The organism is Sphingomonas sp. URHD0057, assembly GCF_000620665.1.
In the GTDB taxonomy this organism is placed as follows: Bacteria; Pseudomonadota; Alphaproteobacteria; order Sphingomonadales; family Sphingomonadaceae; genus Sphingomicrobium.
In genome coordinates, this window is the sequence record NZ_JIAU01000005.1 from 215,646 (window position 1) to 234,868 (window position 19,223).

The 19,223-nt window shown below is 66.0% G+C and carries 19 protein-coding genes; 9 read left to right on the forward strand and 10 right to left on the reverse strand.

All coding sequences use genetic code 11. The annotated features are described in order from the left end of the window. Nucleotides 1-51: 51 nt before the first annotated feature. Entirely contained in the window at nucleotides 52-567 is a 516-nt protein-coding gene (locus N539_RS0101210; RefSeq protein WP_156029686.1) for an acyloxyacyl hydrolase, read from the forward strand. On the opposite strand, the gene fumC is transcribed toward N539_RS0101210, so the two are convergent. From fumC to N539_RS17520, 5 genes are all read right to left on the reverse strand, one after another. After that, nucleotides 564-1,958, reverse strand: a complete 1,395-nt coding sequence (fumC, locus tag N539_RS0101215) for a class II fumarate hydratase (RefSeq protein WP_028968785.1) — start codon at nucleotides 1,956-1,958, stop codon at nucleotides 564-566. The genes N539_RS0101210 and fumC overlap by 4 nt on opposite strands. A gap of 33 nt (nucleotides 1,959-1,991) precedes the next feature. After that, a complete protein-coding gene (locus N539_RS0101220; RefSeq protein WP_028968786.1) occupies nucleotides 1,992-2,474 on the reverse strand; it encodes an SspB family protein in 483 nt (160 codons plus the stop codon). 55 nt (nucleotides 2,475-2,529) lie between these two features. Next, nucleotides 2,530-3,378, reverse strand: coding sequence for an LpqB family beta-propeller domain-containing protein (locus N539_RS0101225; RefSeq protein ID WP_028968787.1), 849 nt, complete (start codon nucleotides 3,376-3,378; stop codon nucleotides 2,530-2,532). A gap of 38 nt (nucleotides 3,379-3,416) precedes the next feature. Further along, the gene (locus N539_RS0101230) at nucleotides 3,417-4,343 is read right to left on the reverse strand and encodes a TolB family protein (RefSeq protein ID WP_028968788.1); all 927 of its coding nucleotides are present in this window, start codon (nucleotides 4,341-4,343) and stop codon (nucleotides 3,417-3,419) included. Nucleotides 4,344-4,406: 63 nt separating this feature from the next. Further along, nucleotides 4,407-5,150, reverse strand: coding sequence for a LytTR family transcriptional regulator DNA-binding domain-containing protein (locus tag N539_RS17520; RefSeq protein ID WP_028968789.1), 744 nt, complete (start codon nucleotides 5,148-5,150; stop codon nucleotides 4,407-4,409). Between the two features lie 75 nt (nucleotides 5,151-5,225). Between N539_RS17520 and N539_RS0101240 the strand changes: the two genes are divergently transcribed. Next, entirely contained in the window at nucleotides 5,226-5,603 is a 378-nt protein-coding gene (locus tag N539_RS0101240; RefSeq protein WP_028968790.1) for a histidine triad nucleotide-binding protein, read from the forward strand. 79 nt (nucleotides 5,604-5,682) lie between these two features. Continuing rightward, entirely contained in the window at nucleotides 5,683-7,326 is a 1,644-nt protein-coding gene (locus N539_RS0101245; protein WP_037551649.1) for an amino acid permease, read from the forward strand. Here N539_RS0101245 and N539_RS0101250 read toward each other — a convergent pair. After that, a complete protein-coding gene (locus N539_RS0101250; RefSeq protein WP_028968792.1) occupies nucleotides 7,323-8,318 on the reverse strand; it encodes an adenosine kinase in 996 nt (331 codons plus the stop codon). The genes N539_RS0101245 and N539_RS0101250 overlap by 4 nt on opposite strands. 93 nt (nucleotides 8,319-8,411) lie before the next feature. Between N539_RS0101250 and N539_RS0101255 the strand changes: the two genes are divergently transcribed. Then, nucleotides 8,412-8,768, forward strand: a complete 357-nt coding sequence (locus tag N539_RS0101255; protein ID WP_028968793.1) for a hypothetical protein — start codon at nucleotides 8,412-8,414, stop codon at nucleotides 8,766-8,768. Here N539_RS0101255 and queG read toward each other — a convergent pair. Next, nucleotides 8,729-9,802, reverse strand: a complete 1,074-nt coding sequence (queG, locus tag N539_RS0101260) for a tRNA epoxyqueuosine(34) reductase QueG (protein WP_028968794.1) — start codon at nucleotides 9,800-9,802, stop codon at nucleotides 8,729-8,731. The two genes, N539_RS0101255 and queG, sit on opposite strands and share 40 nt — an antisense overlap. Before the next feature lie 45 nt (nucleotides 9,803-9,847). On the opposite strand from queG, the gene N539_RS0101265 reads away from it, so the two are divergent. Further along, a complete protein-coding gene (locus N539_RS0101265) occupies nucleotides 9,848-10,798 on the forward strand; it encodes an ABC transporter ATP-binding protein (RefSeq protein ID WP_028968795.1) in 951 nt (316 codons plus the stop codon). Beyond that, nucleotides 10,795-12,006 carry an ABC transporter permease gene (locus N539_RS0101270; RefSeq protein ID WP_028968796.1) on the forward strand — a complete coding sequence of 404 codons (1,212 nt, stop codon included), beginning with the start codon at nucleotides 10,795-10,797 and terminating at the stop codon, nucleotides 12,004-12,006. Before N539_RS0101265 ends, N539_RS0101270 begins: the two co-directional genes overlap by 4 nt. Here N539_RS0101270 and N539_RS0101275 read toward each other — a convergent pair. From N539_RS0101275 to N539_RS0101285, 3 genes are all read right to left on the reverse strand, one after another. Continuing rightward, the gene (locus N539_RS0101275; RefSeq protein ID WP_028968797.1) at nucleotides 12,003-12,749 is read right to left on the reverse strand and encodes an isocitrate lyase/PEP mutase family protein; all 747 of its coding nucleotides are present in this window, start codon (nucleotides 12,747-12,749) and stop codon (nucleotides 12,003-12,005) included. The genes N539_RS0101270 and N539_RS0101275 overlap by 4 nt on opposite strands. An 83-nt stretch (nucleotides 12,750-12,832) precedes the next feature. Further along, nucleotides 12,833-13,576, reverse strand: a complete 744-nt coding sequence (locus N539_RS0101280) for an isocitrate lyase/PEP mutase family protein (protein WP_028968798.1) — start codon at nucleotides 13,574-13,576, stop codon at nucleotides 12,833-12,835. Continuing rightward, a complete protein-coding gene (locus N539_RS0101285) occupies nucleotides 13,576-15,234 on the reverse strand; it encodes a dipeptidyl-peptidase 3 family protein (protein ID WP_028968799.1) in 1,659 nt (552 codons plus the stop codon). Before N539_RS0101285 ends, N539_RS0101280 begins: the two co-directional genes overlap by 1 nt. A 166-nt stretch (nucleotides 15,235-15,400) precedes the next feature. Here N539_RS0101285 and N539_RS0101290 point away from each other — a divergent pair, with 166 nt between their 5' ends. The 3 genes from N539_RS0101290 to pstA are packed head-to-tail and all read left to right on the forward strand — an operon-like array spanning nucleotide 15,401 to nucleotide 19,080. Further along, nucleotides 15,401-16,438, forward strand: coding sequence for a substrate-binding domain-containing protein (locus tag N539_RS0101290; protein WP_037551651.1), 1,038 nt, complete (start codon nucleotides 15,401-15,403; stop codon nucleotides 16,436-16,438). Nucleotides 16,439-16,454: 16 nt separating this feature from the next. After that, nucleotides 16,455-17,834: a phosphate ABC transporter permease subunit PstC gene (pstC, locus tag N539_RS0101295; RefSeq protein ID WP_051531139.1), complete on the forward strand. Its 1,380-nt coding sequence runs from the start codon at nucleotides 16,455-16,457 to the stop codon at nucleotides 17,832-17,834. Continuing rightward, nucleotides 17,827-19,080: a phosphate ABC transporter permease PstA gene (gene pstA / locus N539_RS0101300; RefSeq protein ID WP_028968802.1), complete on the forward strand. Its 1,254-nt coding sequence runs from the start codon at nucleotides 17,827-17,829 to the stop codon at nucleotides 19,078-19,080. The genes pstC and pstA overlap by 8 nt, the downstream gene beginning before the upstream one ends. Nucleotides 19,081-19,223: the final 143 nt, after the last annotated feature.

The window sequence follows — 19,223 nt, forward strand, 5'->3', positions numbered from 1 at the left end:
CCAATCCTTGTCCGAAGCATTGATACGGCGACCTTTTCGGGAGCAGCCCTGGTGAAACATCTGATGATCTTCGCGCTCGCGGCGGCGGCGATGGCCGCGCCGGTTCAGGCCGGCGAAGTGTTCGGCGGCCTTTACGTGCATGATGTCGACACGCCGCTTACCATCAGCGGTGTCGAAGGCGGCGCCGACGTCCAGGTCGGCTATCGCGGCGGGCGCATCGGACACACCCCGCTTCAGCCGTACGCGTTCGGCGCGATCAACACCGCGGGCGAGACGAGCTACGCCGCCGTCGGCCTGTCGGCGAGGTTTGGCAGGCAGGTCTACATCCGCCCCGGCGTCGGGATCGCCATTCACAACGGCTCGGCGAGGAACTTCGAAGACCCGACCAACGGCAAGATCGACTTCGGCAGCCGCGTGCTGTTCGAGCCCGAGCTTGGCCTGGGGTTCCAGGTCAACAGCCGGCTCAGCGTCGAGGCGAGCTGGGTGCACATGAGCCACGCCCAGCTGTTCGGCCGGCAGAATCCCGGAATCGACAATCTCGGCGTGCGCCTGAACCTCGGGCTTTAGCGCCCGATCATCTTCTCCGCCTTGACGACGCGATCGAAGGTCGCCTCGTCGACGAGACCCAGCTCGAGTCCCGCTTCCTTCAGCGTCTGGCCGGTCTTGTGCGCGTGCTTGGCGATCGCGGCGGCATTATCGTAGCCGATCTCCGGCGCGAGCGCGGTGACCAGCATCAGCGACCGGTTCATCAGCTCGCCGATGCGCTTCTCGTCAGGCTCGGCGCCGTCGAGCAGCCGCTCGGTGAAGCTCTCCATACCGATCGACAGCAGGTTGATCGAGCGGATCACATTGGCCCCGATCAGCGGCTTGAACACGTTGAGCTCGAGATGACCCTGGAGCCCGCCGATGGTCACCGCGACGTGATTGCCGATGACCTGGGCGGCAACCATCGTCAGCATCTCGGCCTGGGTCGGGTTGACCTTGCCCGGCATGATCGAGCTCCCGGGCTCATTCTCGGGCAGCTTCAATTCGCCCAGGCCGCAACGGGGGCCGGAGCCGAGCAGGCGGATGTCGTTGGCGATCTTGCTCAGCGCGACCGCGACCGTGTTGAGGACGCCCGACAGCTCGACGAGCGTGTCATGCGCGGCGAGCTCGGCGAATTTGTTGGGCGCCGAGGTGAACGGCAGCTGGGTGAGCTTGGCGACTTCCTTCGCGAACTCCGCACCGAAGCCTTGCGGCGCGTTAAGGCCGGTCCCGACCGCGGTGCCGCCCTGCGCGAGCTTAAACACCCGCGGCATCACCGACTGGACGCGTTCGATGCAGTCCTGAACCTGCGCAGCATAGCCCGAGAACTCCTGGCCGAGGGTCAGCGGGGTTGCGTCCTGCAGGTGGGTGCGGCCGATCTTGACGATCGAATCCCACCGCCGCGCCTGGTCGGCCAGGCGCGCCTGCATGGTTTCGAGGGCGGGGATCAGCCGGCTCGTGACGGCGCGGGCGGCGGCGATATGCATCGCCGTCGGGAAGCTGTCGTTCGACGACTGGCTCTTGTTGACATGGTCGTTGGGGTGGACCGGCTCCTTGCCGCCGCGCTTGCCGATCAGGATCTCGTTGGCCCGGCCGGCGATCACTTCATTGGCGTTCATGTTGGATTGCGTGCCGGAGCCGGTCTGCCAGATGACCAGCGGGAACTGGCTGTCGAGATCGCCCCGGGCGACTTCGCCGGCGGCCTGCTGGATGATTTCCGCGAGCTTGGGATCGAGCCCGCCGATCCGCGCATTCACCCGTGCCGCCGCCTGCTTGATGAAGCCGAGCGCGTGAACGATCTCGAGCGGCATCTGCTCGCGCGGCCCGAACGGGAAATTCTCGATCGAGCGCTCGGTCTGCGCGCCCCAGTACGCGTCGGCCGGGACTTCGATCGGCCCGAAGCTGTCGGTCTCGGTGCGGGTATCGGTCGACATTGGCCCTCTTCACTTCACGTGAAGCGGCTCCTGCTATTTCTTCTTGGTAAAGTCCACGCTGACGACATTCGACCCGTCTTCCGCGCCCTCGCTCTTGGGCGCGTCATTCTCCGCTTCCTCATGCTCTTCGGGCGGCTCCTCGGCGGCATTGGCCTGGAACGTCAACGCGAACTCCACCGCCGGATCGTGGAACTGGGTGACCGCGGCGAACGGCACGTGGAGGAGCGCGGGAACGCCGCCGAAGGACAGCCCGACAGTAAAGTCGTCGTCCTCGACCTTGAGGTCCCAGAAGCGGTGCTGGATGACGATCGTCATCTCGTCGGGAAAGCGCTCCATCAAATGCTTGGGGATCGAGACGCCGGGCGAGCGGGTCTTGAAGGTGATGTAGAAATGATGGTCGCCGGGCAGCCCGCCCGAGCGCTCGACTTCGCCGAGCACCCGTCCGACCACCGCTCGCAGCGCGTCTTGCACGATCTCGTCGTAGGGGATCAGGCTTTCCGGGCTCTCGTCGGTCATCGCTTTCAAAGTGGTAGCGAGCGCCGCTTCCCGGTCAAGCGACTCGGCGACGTCGCTAGAGTGGGGCGGCGGCCATCAATATCTCACAGGCGCCCGACAGCCCGGTCTTCCAGCAATTGGTGAAATAGATGGTTTTGCCGTCCGGGGCCCATTTTGGCGCCGTCGCGCGCCCCTCGGTGTTGGCGACCAGCGTGACGTTCTTCCCGTCCGCGTCCATGACGAAGATCTGGTAGCTCGAGTTGCGGTTCGCAGCGAAGGCGATGCGCTTGCCGTCGGGCGACCAGGCGGGCCAGCCTTCGAACGCCGGGTGGTCGGTGAGGTTCTTGAGGTTCGTCCCGTCCGCATCCGCAACGAAGACCTCGCTGTTAATATCGAGCATCTTGCGAAAGGCGATCTTGCGTCCGTCGGGCGAGGGGACGGGATAGGTGTTGACGCCCCCGCTGATGACCGTCGCGATCTTTCCGCTGGCGACGTCGATCCGATAGACTTCGGCGGCATTCTTGCGCGGCGGGTCGAGGTCGTCGTTGGTGCAATAGAGGATCGACTTGCCGTCCGGCATCCATGCCGGGTGGATCGGGCTCTGCGTCGGCGGAGTCAGCCGCCGGCTGCCGCTGCCGTCGATGTTCATCACGTAGAGCCCGTTGCGGCCGTTCTCGATGCGGACATAGGCGACCTGCCGGCCGTCCGGCGACCACGCCGGATCCTCGATGTCGGCGCTGTCCTTGAGCAATTGGCGTTCGCCGCGCCCGTCCGTGCCGGCGATAAATAGAGTCTCTCGGCCTTCGAGCGCCTTCAGGAACACCATCTGCTTGCCATCAGGCGACAGGCTGGGGTCGTAGTTTTGCGAATAAGTGATCGGCAGGGCGATGGCGCGGAATTGCGCGTCCGCCGCGGAAGCCAGCAATAGGAGGCCAAGTCCAGCCAAGCGGGTTACACTCGGTCTCAATGGCCGGACTCCAGGTCGATCTTGGCGATTCCCCCGATCTCGCCGCCGCCTTCCTCGGTCAGGCGATAGACGTAGAGTGCCTTGCCGTCGCGGCTGAAGCTGGGCTGGACGTGGCTTAGCGGGCCGTCGGTAAGACGCTCCAGCGCGGTCCCGTCGGGCCGCACGCGGTAGATCTGTCCGACGGAGGGGACATGATCGCGGTTCGACGCGAAGGCCACCCAGCGGCTGTCGGGCGACCACATCGGCCAGCCGTCATAGGCACCGCTGTTGCTTACGTTGACCGGATGCGCGCCGTCGACGGCGCTAACGAACACCTCGGAATTGCGCGCGCCGGGATCGAGCTCCCAGGTCAAGCCGGGCGTCGCGATGACGTAACGGTATGCGATCATCCGGCCGTCCGGAGAAGGCACCGGATAAGTGCACACCGAGCGACAATCGGTCAGCTTGCGGACATCGCCTCCGTCAGCCCCCATGCTGTAGATGTCGATCCACTGCTTCGACCAATCCGCGCTCAGGTCCGGTGTGGCTCGGGCCGAGTTGAAAAAGATTTGTTTGCCGTCGTTCGACCAGTGAGGATGGGAATCGTCGCCGGGAACGGTAGTAAGCCGCTTGAGGCCGCGCCCATCGACGTCGATCAGATAGATCTCCGACTCGTTCTCGTCGGTTGAGCCGGCTGGCCGCATCCCGAAGAGGATGGTTTTCCCGTCCGGCGACCATTGTGCGGTCCCGGGTTCCGTGCCGCTCCTGGGCTCGTCGAATAATATGCGCGGATTGCTGCCGTCCGGGGCGGCTAACCACAGGGCTTGGCGACCCGAGCGATTGCTCGAGAACACAAGCGTTGCGCCGTCGGGCGACAGTGCCGGATAGGAATCGTGAACCCCGGTCACAGCGGTCACCGCGGCGAGCATTTGCATGAACATCATGCGCGCAAGGCTCGTCCCCACCCAGTGCTGCGGGGAACCAGTTTGTGGCGAAGTGGCGAAGTCCTAACCGAGGCGCGACAGATTCGGTGCGAAGGCGCGGCCGACGGCGAGCTCGGTGCCGTCGACCAGCCTGACGACGCGGTCGCCGTTTGATCCGGCGATCGTCTCGATCCGCTCGCGGTTGACGAGGAAGCGGCGGTGGATCCGGATGAACCCGCGTCCCAGCAGCAACCGTTCGGCATCGCGCATGGTCATTCGCCGCATCACCGTGCGGCCGCCGACATGCAGCTCGATGTAATTGTCCGCCGCTTCGATCCAGTCGATCGCTCCTGCAATCGTGCCGAGCTCGACCGTCGCCGGGTTCGGCGGACGGCGCAGCGCCGCCTTCCGGGTGAGCGCGATCAGGAGCACGCTGATGCCGATCGCCGGCACCCGCCGCATGACCAGCAGCCCGAAGCGGTCGGTGACGTCGCCGACGCAGAAGTCGACCAGATATTCGACGTTGATCGAAAGAGCGGCAATGCCGAGCACCAGCGCGACCAGCGTCGCCGGGCGCCGCGTCGCTTCCAGGCCCTGGGGCTCTTTCGACCATTCGAACAAGGCGAACCAGGGGACGACCGCGATCGCCGACCAGGTCAGGCTGCCCGACCAAGCGCCCGGCTCTTGCCCCGTCAGGAGGTATTGGTAGCCGTGACAATAGCTCGCGCCCGCCAGCCAGACGACGAGGCCGCAGACGATCAACGCCGTGCCCCGAATCGGGTCGAAGAAGAATCGCGAGAGACTCAGGCGCGGGGCGATCGAGGCCATGGTGCAAGGATACCTACGCTCGCAACAAGGCACAATTGCCTTGACGGGCCGCGTGTCGAAGCCAGAATCGGGTTCATGCCGATCGACGCCACCCAACCCTATGACGACAGCAACATCTTCGCCCGGATCCTGCGCGGCGAAATCCCCTCGAAGACGGTCTACGAGGATGAGTACGCGCTCGCTTTCCACGACATCAATCCGCTGTCGCCGGCCCACATCCTCGTGATCCCTAAGGGCTCTTACGTGTCGTGGGACGATTTTTCGGCCACGGCCTCCGATGCGGAGATCGCCGGGTTCGTCCGGGCGGTCGGCAAGGTGGCGCGCGACTGCGGGCTGGTCGAGCCAGGCTATCGGCTGCTTGCCAACGCCGGATTGAACTCGGGCCAGGAAGTCCCGCACCTACACGTGCATATCTTCGGCGGCCGTCCGCTCGGCCCGATGCTGTCCAGCTAGACGGAAAGCAGCGGTCGAAGAGGGATTGCCCTTGGCCCGCCAGCCGTTAGGGTCAAACACAACGCTTTAGGGGAGTGATATGGCTAGCATTGCACCGCGACAGGGCGGACGAGGACGGATCAAGTCGCTCGACGAGATTCTCGCGACTGCGCAAAAGAAGTCCCTCAAGCGCTCGCTTGGCGCGTTCCAGCTCACCCTGCTGGGGATCGGCGCTGTCATCGGCACCGGCATTTTCGTCCTGACCGCGACCGCCGCCCAAAAAGCCGGTCCGGGCATGATGGTCAGCTTCATCGTCGCCGGCACCGTCTGCGCCCTGGCCGCGCTGTGCTATTCGGAACTGGCCTCGATGGTCCCGGTGGCCGGGTCCGCCTACACCTATTCCTATGCGGTGATGGGGGAGATGGTTGCCTGGCTCGTCGGCTGGGCGTTGATCCTCGAATATGCGCTCGGCGCGTCCGCGGTGGCGGTCGGCTGGTCCGGCTTTATGAGCGGCCTGCTCGATTCGGTGGGGGTGCACATACCCCATGCCTTGAAGGTCGGGCCGCCGATCCAATGGGGGTTTCTCCAGGGCGGTGAGGTCGGCGGGCTGATCAATCTGCCGGCGGTTCTCGTGGTTGCCTTCGTCACCACCTTGTTGGTGATCGGAACCAAGGAAAGCGCCACCTTCAACGCGGTCCTGGTGGTCATCAAGATTACCGCGCTCACCCTGTTCCTCATCATCACTTTGCCGATGATCAGCGGTCACGCCGCCAATTTCGAGCCATTCGCGCCGCGCGGATGGGGCAACCCGCTCAGCTCCTCGGGGACCGGCATCCTCGGGGCGGCGGCGTCGATCTTCTTCGCCTACGTCGGGTTCGACGCGGTCTCCACCGCCGCTGAAGAAACCAAGAACCCGCAGCGCAACGTGCCGATCGGACTGATCGCAAGCCTCCTGATCTGCACGGTCTTCTACCTGCTCGTCGCCGGCGGCGTGGTCGGCGCCTATGGCGCGCAGCCATTGATGGATCCGGCGACCGGGCTCGCCTTCAAGGAAGGCTCGCCGGAACTCTATGCGTCCGCTGCCTGCCAGGCGGCCCATGCGCCGACCGTTTGCTCGAAGGAGGCGCTGGCGCACATCCTTCGCGAAGTGTCGAACCCGCTGTTCGGCAACCTCGTCGGCCTCGCCGCGGCGATCGCGCTGCCGTCGGTCGTGCTGCTGATGATGTTCGGCCAGACTCGCGTCTTCTTCGTCATGGCGCGCGACGGCTTGCTTCCGGAGCGGCTGTCGGCGGTCCATCCGCGATTCCGGACGCCCTATGTCGTCACCATCGTCACCGGCTTCTTCGTCGCCATTGCGGCCGCTTTCCTGCCGGTCGGTACGCTGGCCGATTATTCGAACGCCGGCACTTTGTTCGCCTTCGCGGCGGTGTCGCTTGGCGTGATGATCCTGCGCAAGAGGGACCCCGGCCGAGCGCGTCCGTTCCGGACGCCGGCGCTGTTTGTCCTGGCGCCGCTGTCGATCGCCGGCTGCTTGCTCCTGTTCGTGAACCTGAACATGGAATCCAAGCTGCTGTTCCTGTCGTGGACGCTGATCGGACTCATCTTCTATTTCCTCTACGGATATCGCCACAGCAACCTCGCGCGCGGCATCGTTGATGTGCCGGAGCTTGCGCCTGACGCGCCGGGATCGATTGGAGTCGCGCCGATGCCCGGCGCTCCGGTGCCGCCGGACGACCGCGGCTAGTCGAACAGACCCTTAGCGAGCGACCGGAGGTCGGCCTCCGGTCGCGCGCCGTAGTGCTGGATGACCTCGGCGGCGCAGATGGCGCCAAGACGCAACGATGGTTCGAGCCCCAGGTTGCGCGCTTCGCCGGCCAGAAAGCCGGCAGCAAACAGGTCGCCGGCGCCGGTCGTGTCGATCAGCCGCTCTATGCGCTCCGCCGGCACGTTGGCCCGCTCGCCGCGACGGACCGCAAGCGCCCCTTTTTCGCTCATCGTCACCACCAGCGTCTGTACCTGAGGCGCAACTGTGGCGACTGCTTCGTCGACGCTGTCCGATCCCGCGAGCTGCAGGATCTCGACCCCGTTGGCGAACAGGATATCGATCCGGCCCTCCTCGAGCAGGCGCAGCATGTCGCCGCGATGACGATCGACGACGAAGCTGTCCGACAAAGTGAAGGCGACCTTGGTCCGGGCTTCGCGCGCCGCGTCCATTGCCTTGTACATCGCGGCGCGCGGTCCTTCGGGGTCCCACAAATAGCCCTCAAGATAGAGGATCGCCGCGTCCGCGACCTGGGCCAGGTCGACGGCGTCGGGCTCCAGGACCTGCGCGGCGCCGAGGAAAGTGTTCATCGTCCGCTGCGCATCTGGAGTGACGAGGATCAGGCAGCTGCCGGTCGCGCCGATCCCGCTGCGTGGCGGCGTCGCGAACTCGACGCCGAGGCTGCGGATGTCGTGGCTGAAGATCGATCCCAGCTGGTCGTCGCCGAGCTGGCCGATGAACCCGGCCTTGAGGCCCAGCGAAGCCAGCCCAGCCACGGTGTTGGCGGCCGAGCCGCCGCTCGCCTCCCGGGCCGGGCCCATCGCCTGGTAGAGGCGCGCCGCCTGCGCCTCGTCAATCAGCTGCATCGCGCCCTTGTGCATGCCGTGCGCGGCGAGGAAGTCGTCGTCGGCGTCGGCGATTACGTCAACGATCGCATTGCCGATGGCGAGCACGTCGAGGCGGCGGTCGGGCATCACGTCTCCGGTTGCAGGGAAAGCGCGCGCCTAGCGGCGTGTTCAGCGGGCGGCAACCTTGCCTCCGCGATTGCGCGCGGCCATCGTCCGTTTATGCGCCGCTTAATCCTCGCCTCTGCTCTGTTCGTTTCCGCCTGCGCGACCCGGCCGCAGCAGCCCGAGACCGTGCCCCCGCCGCCGGTGGTGTCGCAGCCGCAGCAACCGCGCGGCCTCATCGGCATGACCTCGAGCGACCTCATGCATCATTTCGGCACGCCGGCGATGCAGATCCGCGAAGGGACCAGCCTCAAGCTGCAGTTCCGCGGCCGGCTGTGCGTGCTCGACGCCTACCTCTATCCATCGGGCAGCGGCGCCGGCGCGCTGCGCGTGACCCATGTCGACACCCGTGCGCCGTCGGGCATCGATTACAATCAGGCGGCCTGCGTCTCCGCGCTCGAAAATCCGAGCTGAGCAAGCGCCCAGCCGGCGGCCTCGGCGATAACCGGATCGGGGCCATCGACGTGGGCGCGGATCGATGGCGCGAGCGAGGCATCTCGGGTATTTCCCGCCGCGATCAGGCAATTGCGGATCATACGCTTGACCCCGATCCGCTTGATCGGCGAGCCCGCGAACATCTCGCGAAACGCGGCCTCGTCGAGCTTGAGCAGGTCGGCGAGGCGCGGCGCGGCCAGCTCGGCGCGCGGCAGGAACGCGCGGTTCGCCGCCGCGGCATTCGCGAACCGGTTCCAGGGGCAGACCGCAAGGCAATCGTCGCAGCCGTAGATGCGGTTGCCGATCGCGGCGCGGAATTCGTGCGGGATCGCGCCGTCATGCTCGATCGTCAGATAAGATATGCAGCGCTGGGCATCGATCCGATGGGGGTCGTCGAATGCGTCCGTCGGACAGGCGTCGAGGCAGCGCCGGCAACTGCCGCAATGTTGTCCGGAGTCCGCCGGCGGATCGGGTACCAGCTCCAGGCTGGTCAGGATCACTCCGAGGAACAGCCAGCTGCCATGCTCGCGGCTGATCAAATTGGTGTGCTTGCCCTGCCAGCCGATGCCCGCGGCCTGGGCCAAGGGTTTTTCCATTACCGGCGCGGTATCGACAAACACTTTGAGATCGGAGGGCGCCTGGCTGACGATGAAGCGCGCCAGCGCCTTCAGCGCCTTCTTGACCGTCTTGTGATAGTCACCGCCCTGGGCATAGACCGAGATGCGCCCCAGCTCTGGATGCGCGGCCAGCGCCAGCGGATCGGCCGCCGGCGCATAGCTCATCCCCAGCGCGATCGCGGATTTCGCCTCGGGCCACAGCGCCTGCGCCGACACGCGATGATGCGCGCGCTCCTCCATCCAGCCCATCGTTCCATGGCGTCCGGCTTCGAGCCATTCTCTGAGTTCGCGTCCGGCGGAGTCCGCCGCATCGGCGCGCGTGAAGCCGCAGGCGGCGAAACCCAGCCGCGCCGCTTCGCTCCTTATTGCTTCCTCAAGGCTTTGGCCCTTATCCACGGCGGCGCCACTACACCGTCCGCGTGGATTTCCGTAGGAATTTCAGTGCTTCGACAAGCTCAGCACCAAGCCAACGCAGTCGAAGCGGTCGACCTCGTCAAGGATTTCGACAAAACCCGCGCGGTCGACGGCGTTAGCCTCGCGGTCCCGGCAGGGTCGATCTACGGGCTGCTCGGGCCCAATGGCGCGGGCAAGACCACGATCCTTAGGATCCTGCTCGGAATCATCGACCCGTCGAGCGGCACGCGGCGGATCCTCGGCCGTGAGCATCCGCTCGATGCCGCCGCCGAAGTCGGCTATCTGCCGGAGGAGCGCGGCCTTTATCCGGCGATGCACGCGCGCGACGCCATCGCCTTCGTCGGAGCGTTGCGCGGCCTGCCGCTCCGCGAGGGCCGCCGCCGCGCGGATGAGCTGCTGCAGGCGCATGGCCTTGGCGATTGGGCGCGAAAGCCGATCCGAAACCTCTCGAAAGGCATGGCGCAGACGGTCCAACTGCTCGGCGCCATCGTCCACAGGCCGCGGCTGATCGTGCTCGACGAGCCGTTCGCGGGACTCGACGCCATCAACCAGGGCCGGCTCGAAGAGCTCATCCGGCGCAAGGCGCGCGAGGGCGCGACGATCATCTTCTCGACCCACGTCATCGCCCACGCCGAGCGCCTGTGCGAACGGATCGCGATCGTCGCCAAGGGCAAGGTGGCGTTCGAGGGTGGTGTCGACGAGGCGCGCAGCAAGTTGCGCCCGATCGTCCGCTTGCGGACCCGCGCCGACGACGGTCCGTGGCGCTCAGCCATTCCGTCCGACGCGCGCCGCGATGGCGGCGAATGGGTGTTCGAGCTGCCCAAGGGCGGTCCCGAGCCATTGCTCAAGGCCCTGATCGACGGCGATGCCGGCATCGAGACGCTGGCGATCGAGCGCCCCGGGCTGCACGACGCCTTCGTCGCCATCGCCGGCAACAGCGCCGCCGCCGAAATGACCGCCGTGGAGCCGGTGGAATGATGAAATTCATCCGCTCGGCGTTCGTCATCGCCCGCCGCGACTTCAGCGCGACGGTGCTGTCGAAAACGTTCCTGTTCTTCCTCCTCGGCCCGCTGTTCCCCCTGCTTCTCGGCGGCGCCTTCGGAAGCATCGGCGCGCGCGTCGCCAGCCGAACCGAACGCCCGGTCGTGGCGGTCGTCATGCACCGCGCGGACGCCGCCCAGATCGCCGCGGCGCGCGCTCGCCTGGCGGATGGGCTGGGCGATGAGGCGGTCGTCAGCCTGGTCTATTATGCCCCGCAGCCCGATATGCCGAGCCTTCAGCGGCAGCTGCTCCGCCACGGGGACCCACCGATCCAGGCGGTCGTCAGCGGATGGCTCGGCGATCCCAAGGTCGCGGGCAACGTCCGGCCGGGCGATCCGACCGCGCGGCAGCTCGGCCTGATCCTCCACGACGCGGTTACGCCGCAGTTTTCGTCGCCGCCACTGCTTGTCTCTCCGGCAAAGACGTCGTCCGGCGCGCTGGTCAAGGAGCGCGCGTTGACCGGCCAGATCGGCCAGATGCTGCTGTTCTTCCTGACCATCCTCCTCTCGGGCATGCTGCTGTCCCAGCTGATCGAGGAGAAATCGAACAAGATCATCGAGGTCATTGCCGCCGCGGTGCCGATCGATGCTTTGTTCGTCGGCAAGCTGTTCGCGATGCTCGCGGCGTCGGTGGTCGGGATCGTCGTCTGGCTCAGCGCGGGCGCGCTTCTCATCCAGCTCGCCATGCACGGCGGCGTCCAGATGCTGCCACCGCCGGCAGTCGGCTGGCCCGGCTTCCTGTTGCTCGCGATCGCTTATTTCGGGATGAACTATCTGCTTCTGGGCGCGGTGTTCCTGACCATCGGCGCGCAGGCGGCGACGGTGCGCGAGGTTCAGACCATGTCGATGCCGGTGACCTTCGGGCAGGTCCTGCTGTTCGGCTTCGCCGCCACCGCGATCGGATCGCCCGACGCGCCCGACGCGATTGCCGCCGCGATCTTCCCACTGTCCTCGCCGATGGTGATGATCGCGCGCGCCGCGGAGCGGCCCGACTGGTGGCCGCACATCGCCGCGCTGGCATGGCAGGCGCTGTGGGTCACGCTGATCCTCAAGCTCGGCGCGCGCATGTTCCGCAAGACCGTGCTCAAGTCCGGCCCGCGTACGCGCCGGTGGTTCAAGCGAGCCGAATGGGTGTCTGGCGCCTAACCGATCGCTTCGCGCGCCATCTCTTCAAACTTCGCCATCAGGTCCATGTACGGGAATGGCCCGTGGCTGACGCGGGCGATACCGGCGCTCGCCCATTGGGCGCGGCTCGGTCCGTTGGGCAGGTGCATCGCGTTGATCGGCACGCTGAGCGCTCCACAGATCGTCTCGACCAGCGCGAGGTCGGCCAGCCCGGGAATGAAATAGCCGTTGATCCCGGCGTCGGCGTAGGTCTTGCCACGCTCGATCGCCTGGTCGGCAAGCGCTGAATCATGCGCGGCCGCCGGCGCCTTCAGGAACAAATCGGTTCGGGCATTGATGAAGAAGGCATCGCCGACGCCAGCGCGCAGCGCCGCGATCCGGGCCGCTTGATCGGCGACGTCATACAAGCGGTCGGTCCCGACGATCTGATCCTCGAAGTTGCAGCCGATCGCTCCGGTCGCGGCGAGGCGGCGGCCGTTCGCGGCCAAACCCTCGGCGTCGGTGGCATAGCCGCCTTCGAAATCCACTGTGACTGGAAGATCGACCGACTTCGCGATGCGCTCAGCGTTGGCTAGCGCGAGGTCGAGCGGAACTTCCTGACCGTCGCCGACGCCGGTGGCCATCGACACAGAGGCGCTGCCGGTGGCAATCGCCTTTGCCCCGGATTTGACGACGGCGATGGCGCTGCCGGGGTCCCAGATATTGAACAACACCACCGGGTCGCCGGCGACATGAAGCGCTACAAAGTCGTCGAACCTGCTCATTGGATTTCAGCCTCCGCTTGGAGCCGGATTATGGAACCAGCGGTGCAATGAGGCTCCCGAAATCTTGCGCTCAACACCCAAGCTCAGCTTATCGCCGCTCGCGCCATGTCCTCGAGCGTCGCCATCAGCGCGCGGTGCGGGAAGGGGCCGTGGCTGATCCGCGCGACGCCGGCGGCCGCCCATACTTGCTTGTCGGGCGCGCCGGGGAAAGCGATGACGTTGAGCGGCAGCGGGACCTCGCGCACGACGCGCTCGATCTGCGCCGGATCGGCAAGGCGCGGGACGAAGAAGCCGCTCGCGCCGGCGTCCGCGAACGCCTTGCCCCGCTCGACCACCTGGTCGACCAGCGCGTCGTCATAGGTCTGGGTCTTGAGGAACAGGTCGGTCCGCGCGTTGATGTGGAAGCGGTCGCCCACCGCGCGGCGGATCGCGGCGATGCGCTTCACTTGCAGCTCTAGCGGATGCACACCCTCCCCGCCGATCACTTGGTCCTCGAAGTTGCAGCCGACCGTGCCGGTCTCGGCGAGCCGCCGGACGTTCTCGCCGCCGTCTTCGGGGTTGGCCGAATAGGCGCCTTCGAAGTCGACCGTCAGCGGGATCTCGACGGCATCGGCGATGCGCTTCGCATTGGCGAACGCGAATTCCATCGGCACCTGCTCGCCATCGGGCCAGCCGTTGGCGTCGGCGACGGGATGGCTGCCGGTGGCAAGCGCTTTGGCGCCGGCCTTCACAACGCTAAGCGCGCTGCCGACGTCCCAGATGTTGTAGAGCACGACCGGATCGCCGGGGACGTGGAGCGCGGCGAAGCTCTCGAAGCTGCCGGCCATCACACGTGGTCCGGGTAGATCGGATGGATGTCGACCGGGATATGGCCCATCTGGCTCGTCACCTGCTTGGCCTCCGCGTCCATCACCGCCCATTTGGCGAGGAACGCCTTGGTGCCGTTGTAATCGCCGGTCGCCTGGAGCCGGATGATGTCGCCGACAAGGTCGCGGATGCCGGCATCCAGCTTAGCCGGGTCGATCCGGTAGCGCTTGGCATTGGCGTCCCACACGATCCCGCCCTTGTCGCGCAAGTAACGGTATTGCATCGCTGCTCCGCGCCCGTGGGCATCGGTGTCGCCGAAGCGCATTGCGCGGAACAGGCCGGCAACGTAAGCGGCTCGGATTTGCGGCTTCTCGGTGGCGGGGAGCACGCCTTTGTCCATCATGAACAGCACGTTGTACGCGCCCATCACGTCGGCCTTGGCTTCCTCGAAGCCGCCGCCGACGTCCTTCAGCTCCTTGTCGACACTGGTCTTGCGGCCGTTGACCGTGATCGATCCCGGCCCGAGGCTGTGGCTGAGCTCATGGAACAAGGTTTCCATGTACATATAGCGCCGGTTCACGTTCGCCGCGTCTGCCGGCACCAGCACCAGGCTCGCCATCGGCTGCAGGATGCGGTCGTATTTGGCGCCGAGCACGTTCTGCAGGATCACCTTTTTCGCACCCTTCGCCTCGCGCACTCGCTCGTCGTTGGGCAGGTTGAAGGCGACGCTCTGGATGCCGTGGTTGCTGTCGCCGCCGGCGTGGATCTGATCCCCGACCGAGATCGGCGACGCAAACCCCCGCTTGAAGTTCTTGTACTGCTCGTCCTCGGGCAGGTTCGCTTCCATTTCGCGCAAGTGGCTCTTGTAGATGTCGAGCGCTTGCGATTCCTTGGGGTTGCGCAGCACGACATAGGCTTCGAACGCGGTTTTCGCTCCGTAGAGATTGTCGGTGTAGGTCTCGTACGGGCCGATCACCATCTCGATCGGCGTGTCCTTCAAGTCCATCCAGGCGAGCTCGGAGTCGTAATAATCGTCGCTCCGGAAGGCCTTGGCGCGAAGGGTCAGGAACTTCGTGAGGCTCGGGTTGGTGGTGATCGCCGCGGCCTGCTCCAGCTTCTGCGCGGCGGGCTCCAGCCACTCCTTATATTCCTGGCTGTAGGGGACCGCGACCAGTCTATCGCCTTGCCGCCTCACGACCGTGTACGGGTCCGTCAGCGCCTTCACCTCGTCGGGATGCTTGGCGAGATAGGCGTCGAACTGCTCCTTGGTCAGGCCGGCCGGATAGATACCGGCGCCGACGGGACGCGGCGCATTGCCGTAGAACGGCTTGTCGTTATCGACCTCGTCCCACGGGCCCATGAACGTATCGAAACGGTCGAGCAGCGCCTTGTTGCCGCTCTTGGCGATCTCGTCGCGCAGCCGTGGATTGTCGGCCGAGACCTGGCGCAGGTAGATCGGGTTGAGCAGGTCCGCGGCCTGGATCAGGAGGTTGACGACCTGGCGCTCCTCGCCCGTCAGGTAGCTCGTGTCGGCCTTCATCTCGACTCGGGCAAGCTTGTCGGCGGCGCCCTGCCCGGGGGCTTCGCCGGCGGCATTATCCTGCTGGTTGGTGGTGGCCGCCTGGCAGGCGACGAGCGAAAGCGCGGCAGCGGCCGCGAGCCAACGAAGGTTGCTCATGGGCCGGGCCTCTAGCAGCCGTAGCGGCCGCGTATCAATCGGCCGCCGGCGAGGGCCTTGTCACAAAACGGTAACAGAAGCGTCACACGGCATACGCCGAACAGCCGCTAGGGCCGGTCACCATCGCATCCGGAAAAATCGACAAGGAGTGAAGCCTGTGAACAGGATGGTTATCGCATTGCCGCTCGCGGCCCTGCTCGTTGCCTGCGGGTCGAAGACCGGCGGCTCCAGCGGGGGCGGCAGCAGCAGCGACATCCACATCGTCGGATCGTCCACTGTCTACCCCTTCACCAAGGCGGTCGCGGAAGACTTCATGCGCGCCAACCCGGGGGTTGCCGTGACGGTTGAGTCGACCGGCACTGGCGCCGGCATGAAATTGTTTTGCGCCGGCGTCGGGAGCAAGTTCCCCGATGTCACGGACGCGTCGCGCGCAATCAAGAAGAGCGAATACGACACCTGCGTCCAGAACGGCGTCAAGACGATCATCGAAGTGCCCGTCGGTATCGACGGCCTGACGGTCATCGAAGCCAAAAACGGCCCGGCAATGAACCTGACCCAGGCCGACATTTATAAGGCGCTCGCCGCAAATCCGTTCGGCAAGGGCGCCAACACGGCGCAAACCTGGAAGGACGTCAATCCGGCGCTTCCGGCGGTGAAGATTCGTGTCCTCGGTCCGCCGCCGACCTCGGGCACGCGCGACAGTCTCGCCGACCTCTACCTGACCAAGGGTTGCGACACCGATCCGGCGATGAAGGCGCTCGCGAAGAGCAACGAGGACCAGCACAAGCAGGTCTGCACCAAGATCCGCGAGGACGGCGCCTACGTCGAAGCGGGCGAGAACGACAATCTGATGGTCCAGAAGGTGTCGGTCGATCCCGGCACGCTCGGCATCCTCGGCTTCTCCTATCTCGACGAGAACGCCGACAAGGTCCGGCCGGTCCAGATCGCCGGCATCACGCCATCCGAAGAGACGATCGCCAACCTCTCCTATCCCGGCGCGCGCAAGCTCTACATCTATTTGAAGGGCGAGCACCTGCAGGCGAAGCCCAAGATGCGTGACTTCGTCGCTCAATATGCGAAGATGTGGGGCATGGGCGGCGCGCTCGAGCGGGTCGGCCTGGTTCCCTTCGGGGGCGCCGACGCCACCGCCGCATCGCAGCAAGCGGCGGACCTCAAGCTGCTCGACCCGAGCGGGCTCAAGTAAGCGGGAGAGGGCGGGGATGAGCCTCGGTCTCGCGTTCGTTTCCGTCCTGGTCGTCGCGTTCGCGGCAGCCTGGGTCGGCTTCGCGCGCGGACGCCGCTTGCGCACCGCCGGCCGGCTCCACTCCCTGCCGGTCTATCACGGCGCCTATGCGGCGCTGTGGGCTGCCATCCCCGCGCTCCTCCTGCTTGCGGCGTGGGCCCCGTTCCAGTCGCAAATGGTGAACCAGGCCGTGCTCGCGAGCCCCGAAGGCCGCGCGCTTCCGCAGTTCGATATGCAGCGCGAGTCGATCATGTCGGAAGCGCAGGAGATCGCCGACGGCGAGCGCGAGCAGGGCTTCAACCCGCAGTCCTCCAGCCTGGCGCCTCGCATCCGCTCCGAACAACAGCGCTATGCGATGATGGGCGGCGTTGCGGCGATCCTCGTCGCCTTGGCCGCGGCGGCGCTGGCCGTTCGCCGCAGCAAGCCTCAGTTCCGCGCCCGCGCCGGCGTCGAGCGATGGGTGATGATCGTCCTGTTCGCGGCCTCGCTGATCGCGATCCTGACGACGCTCGGAATCCTGCTCTCGCTGATGTTCGAGAGCCTGCGCTTCTTCCGGCTCTACCCGCTTCAGTCGTTCGTGTTCGGGCTTGAATGGAGCCCGCAGACCGCGATCCGCGCCGACCAGGCGGGCTCGTCCGGGGCCTTCGGCGCGATCCCGCTGCTGTGGGGCACGTTCTTCATCGGCGCGATTATCGCCATGGTGGTCGCGGTCCCGCTTGGCCTGATGTCCGCGATCTATTTGACTCAATATGCGCATCCGACCGTACGCGCCTGGCTCAAGCCGATCCTCGAGATCCTCGCCGGGGTGCCGACCGTCGTTTACGGCTATTTCGCCGCTTTGACGGTCGCTCCCGTCGTCCGCGACCTGGGCCTTCGGCTCGGCGTCGAATCGGCGAGCAGCGAGAGCGCGCTCGCCGCCGGGCTGGTGATGGGGATCATGATCATTCCGTTCATCAGCTCAATGGCCGACGATTCGATCGCCGCGGTCCCGCAGTCGATGCGCGACGGCAGCCTGGCGATGGGCGCGACGACGTCGGAAACCATTCGCAGGGTGCTTCTTCCGGCGGCTCTGCCCGGAGTCATGGGCGGCATCCTGCTCGCCGTCAGCCGCGCGATCGGCGAGACGATGATCGTGGTGATGGCCGCGGGCCTCGCTGCCAACCTCACCGCCAACCCGTTCGCCAGCGTCACCACCGTGACCGTACAGATCGTTCAGCTTCTGACCGGCGACCAGGAATTCGACAGCGCCAAGACTCTGGCCGCCTTCGCGCTTGGCCTAGCCTTGTTCCTGATCACGCTTCTTTTGAACCTCATCGCGCTGCGCATCGTGCGCCGCTTCCAGGAGCAATATGAATAGCCGCGCGCCCTCTCGCTGGAGCGACGTGGCGATGCACCAGCGCGTGCGGCGCCGTTACATTGTCGAGCGCTGGTTTCGAGGCGTCGGCTTTGCCGCCGTTGCGCTGTCGGTTCTGTTCCTCGCGTTCCTGCTGTTCAACATGGGCTCGAAGGGCCTCGGCGGGTTCAGCCACTACGAGGCATCGCTCCCGATCGATTTCACGCGCAGCGATCTGTTCCTCGATCCCGCCACGTTGCGCGGCCCAGACGCCGCTCAGACGGTCGCTTCGGCCGACCTCGAAACCGCGATCTCCAAAGCGGCGGTCGCGGCCTACGGTCCGGGCGCCGAAGAGATGTTCGGCGATGCGGCGATCACCAGGCTGACCAAGGCGATCCTCGCCGATCCGGCCATGCTCGGCGGCACCTCGACCTTGTGGCTTCCGGTCGGCAGCAAGCTCGACGTTGCCGCGAAGGGCGACAGCGACGCCGCCAACGAGAAGCTGGTCGACATGCTTCAATCGCGTCACGCGCTGCGGCGGACTTTCAACGCCGACTTCCTGACCTCGTCGGACTCGACCGATCCGTCGTCGGCGGGTGTGTGGGGCGCCCTCAAGGGCACGTTCCTGACCATCCTGGTGACCATGGGTCTGGCCTTTCCGATCGGCGTCCTGGCCGCGGTCTATCTCGAGGAATTCGCTACCCGAAACCGCTGGACCGACGCGATCGAGGTCTCGATCAATAACCTCGCCGCGGTCCCTTCGATCATTTTCGGCCTGCTTGGCCTCGCGGTGTTCCTCAACGTCATGAACCTGCCGCGATCGGCGCCGCTGGTCGGCGGGCTGACCCTTGCGCTGATGACCATGCCGGTCATCGTCATCGCCGGGCGCAACGCGATCAAGACCGTGCCGCCGTCGATCCGCGACGCCGCGCTCGGGGTCGGCGCCTCGAAGATGCAGGTGGTGTTCCACCACGTCCTTCCCCTCGCGCTGCCCGGAATCCTAACCGGCACCATCATCGGCATGGCCCGTGCGCTGGGCGAGACCGCGCCGCTGCTGATGATCGGCATGCGCGCCTTCATCGCCGCCCCGCCGAGCGGTTTCACCGCGCCCGCGACCGTTCTCCCGGTTCAGATCTTCCTGTGGTCCGACGAAGTCGACCGCGGCTTCGTCGAGAAGACGAGCGCGGCGATCATCGTCCTGTTGCTGTTCATGCTGTTGATGAACGGCCTCGCAATCTATCTTCGCAACCGCTTTGAGCGCCGCTGGTGATGCTGATGAAAGAGAAACAACCGATCACGCCCGTGACGCCGGTGCCGACGACGTCGACGGCCATCGGAGCGGACGCCAATCGCAAGGGACCATCGATGATGGACGACCAGGCAAGTACCGTGAAAGATAGCGACGTTGCTCGC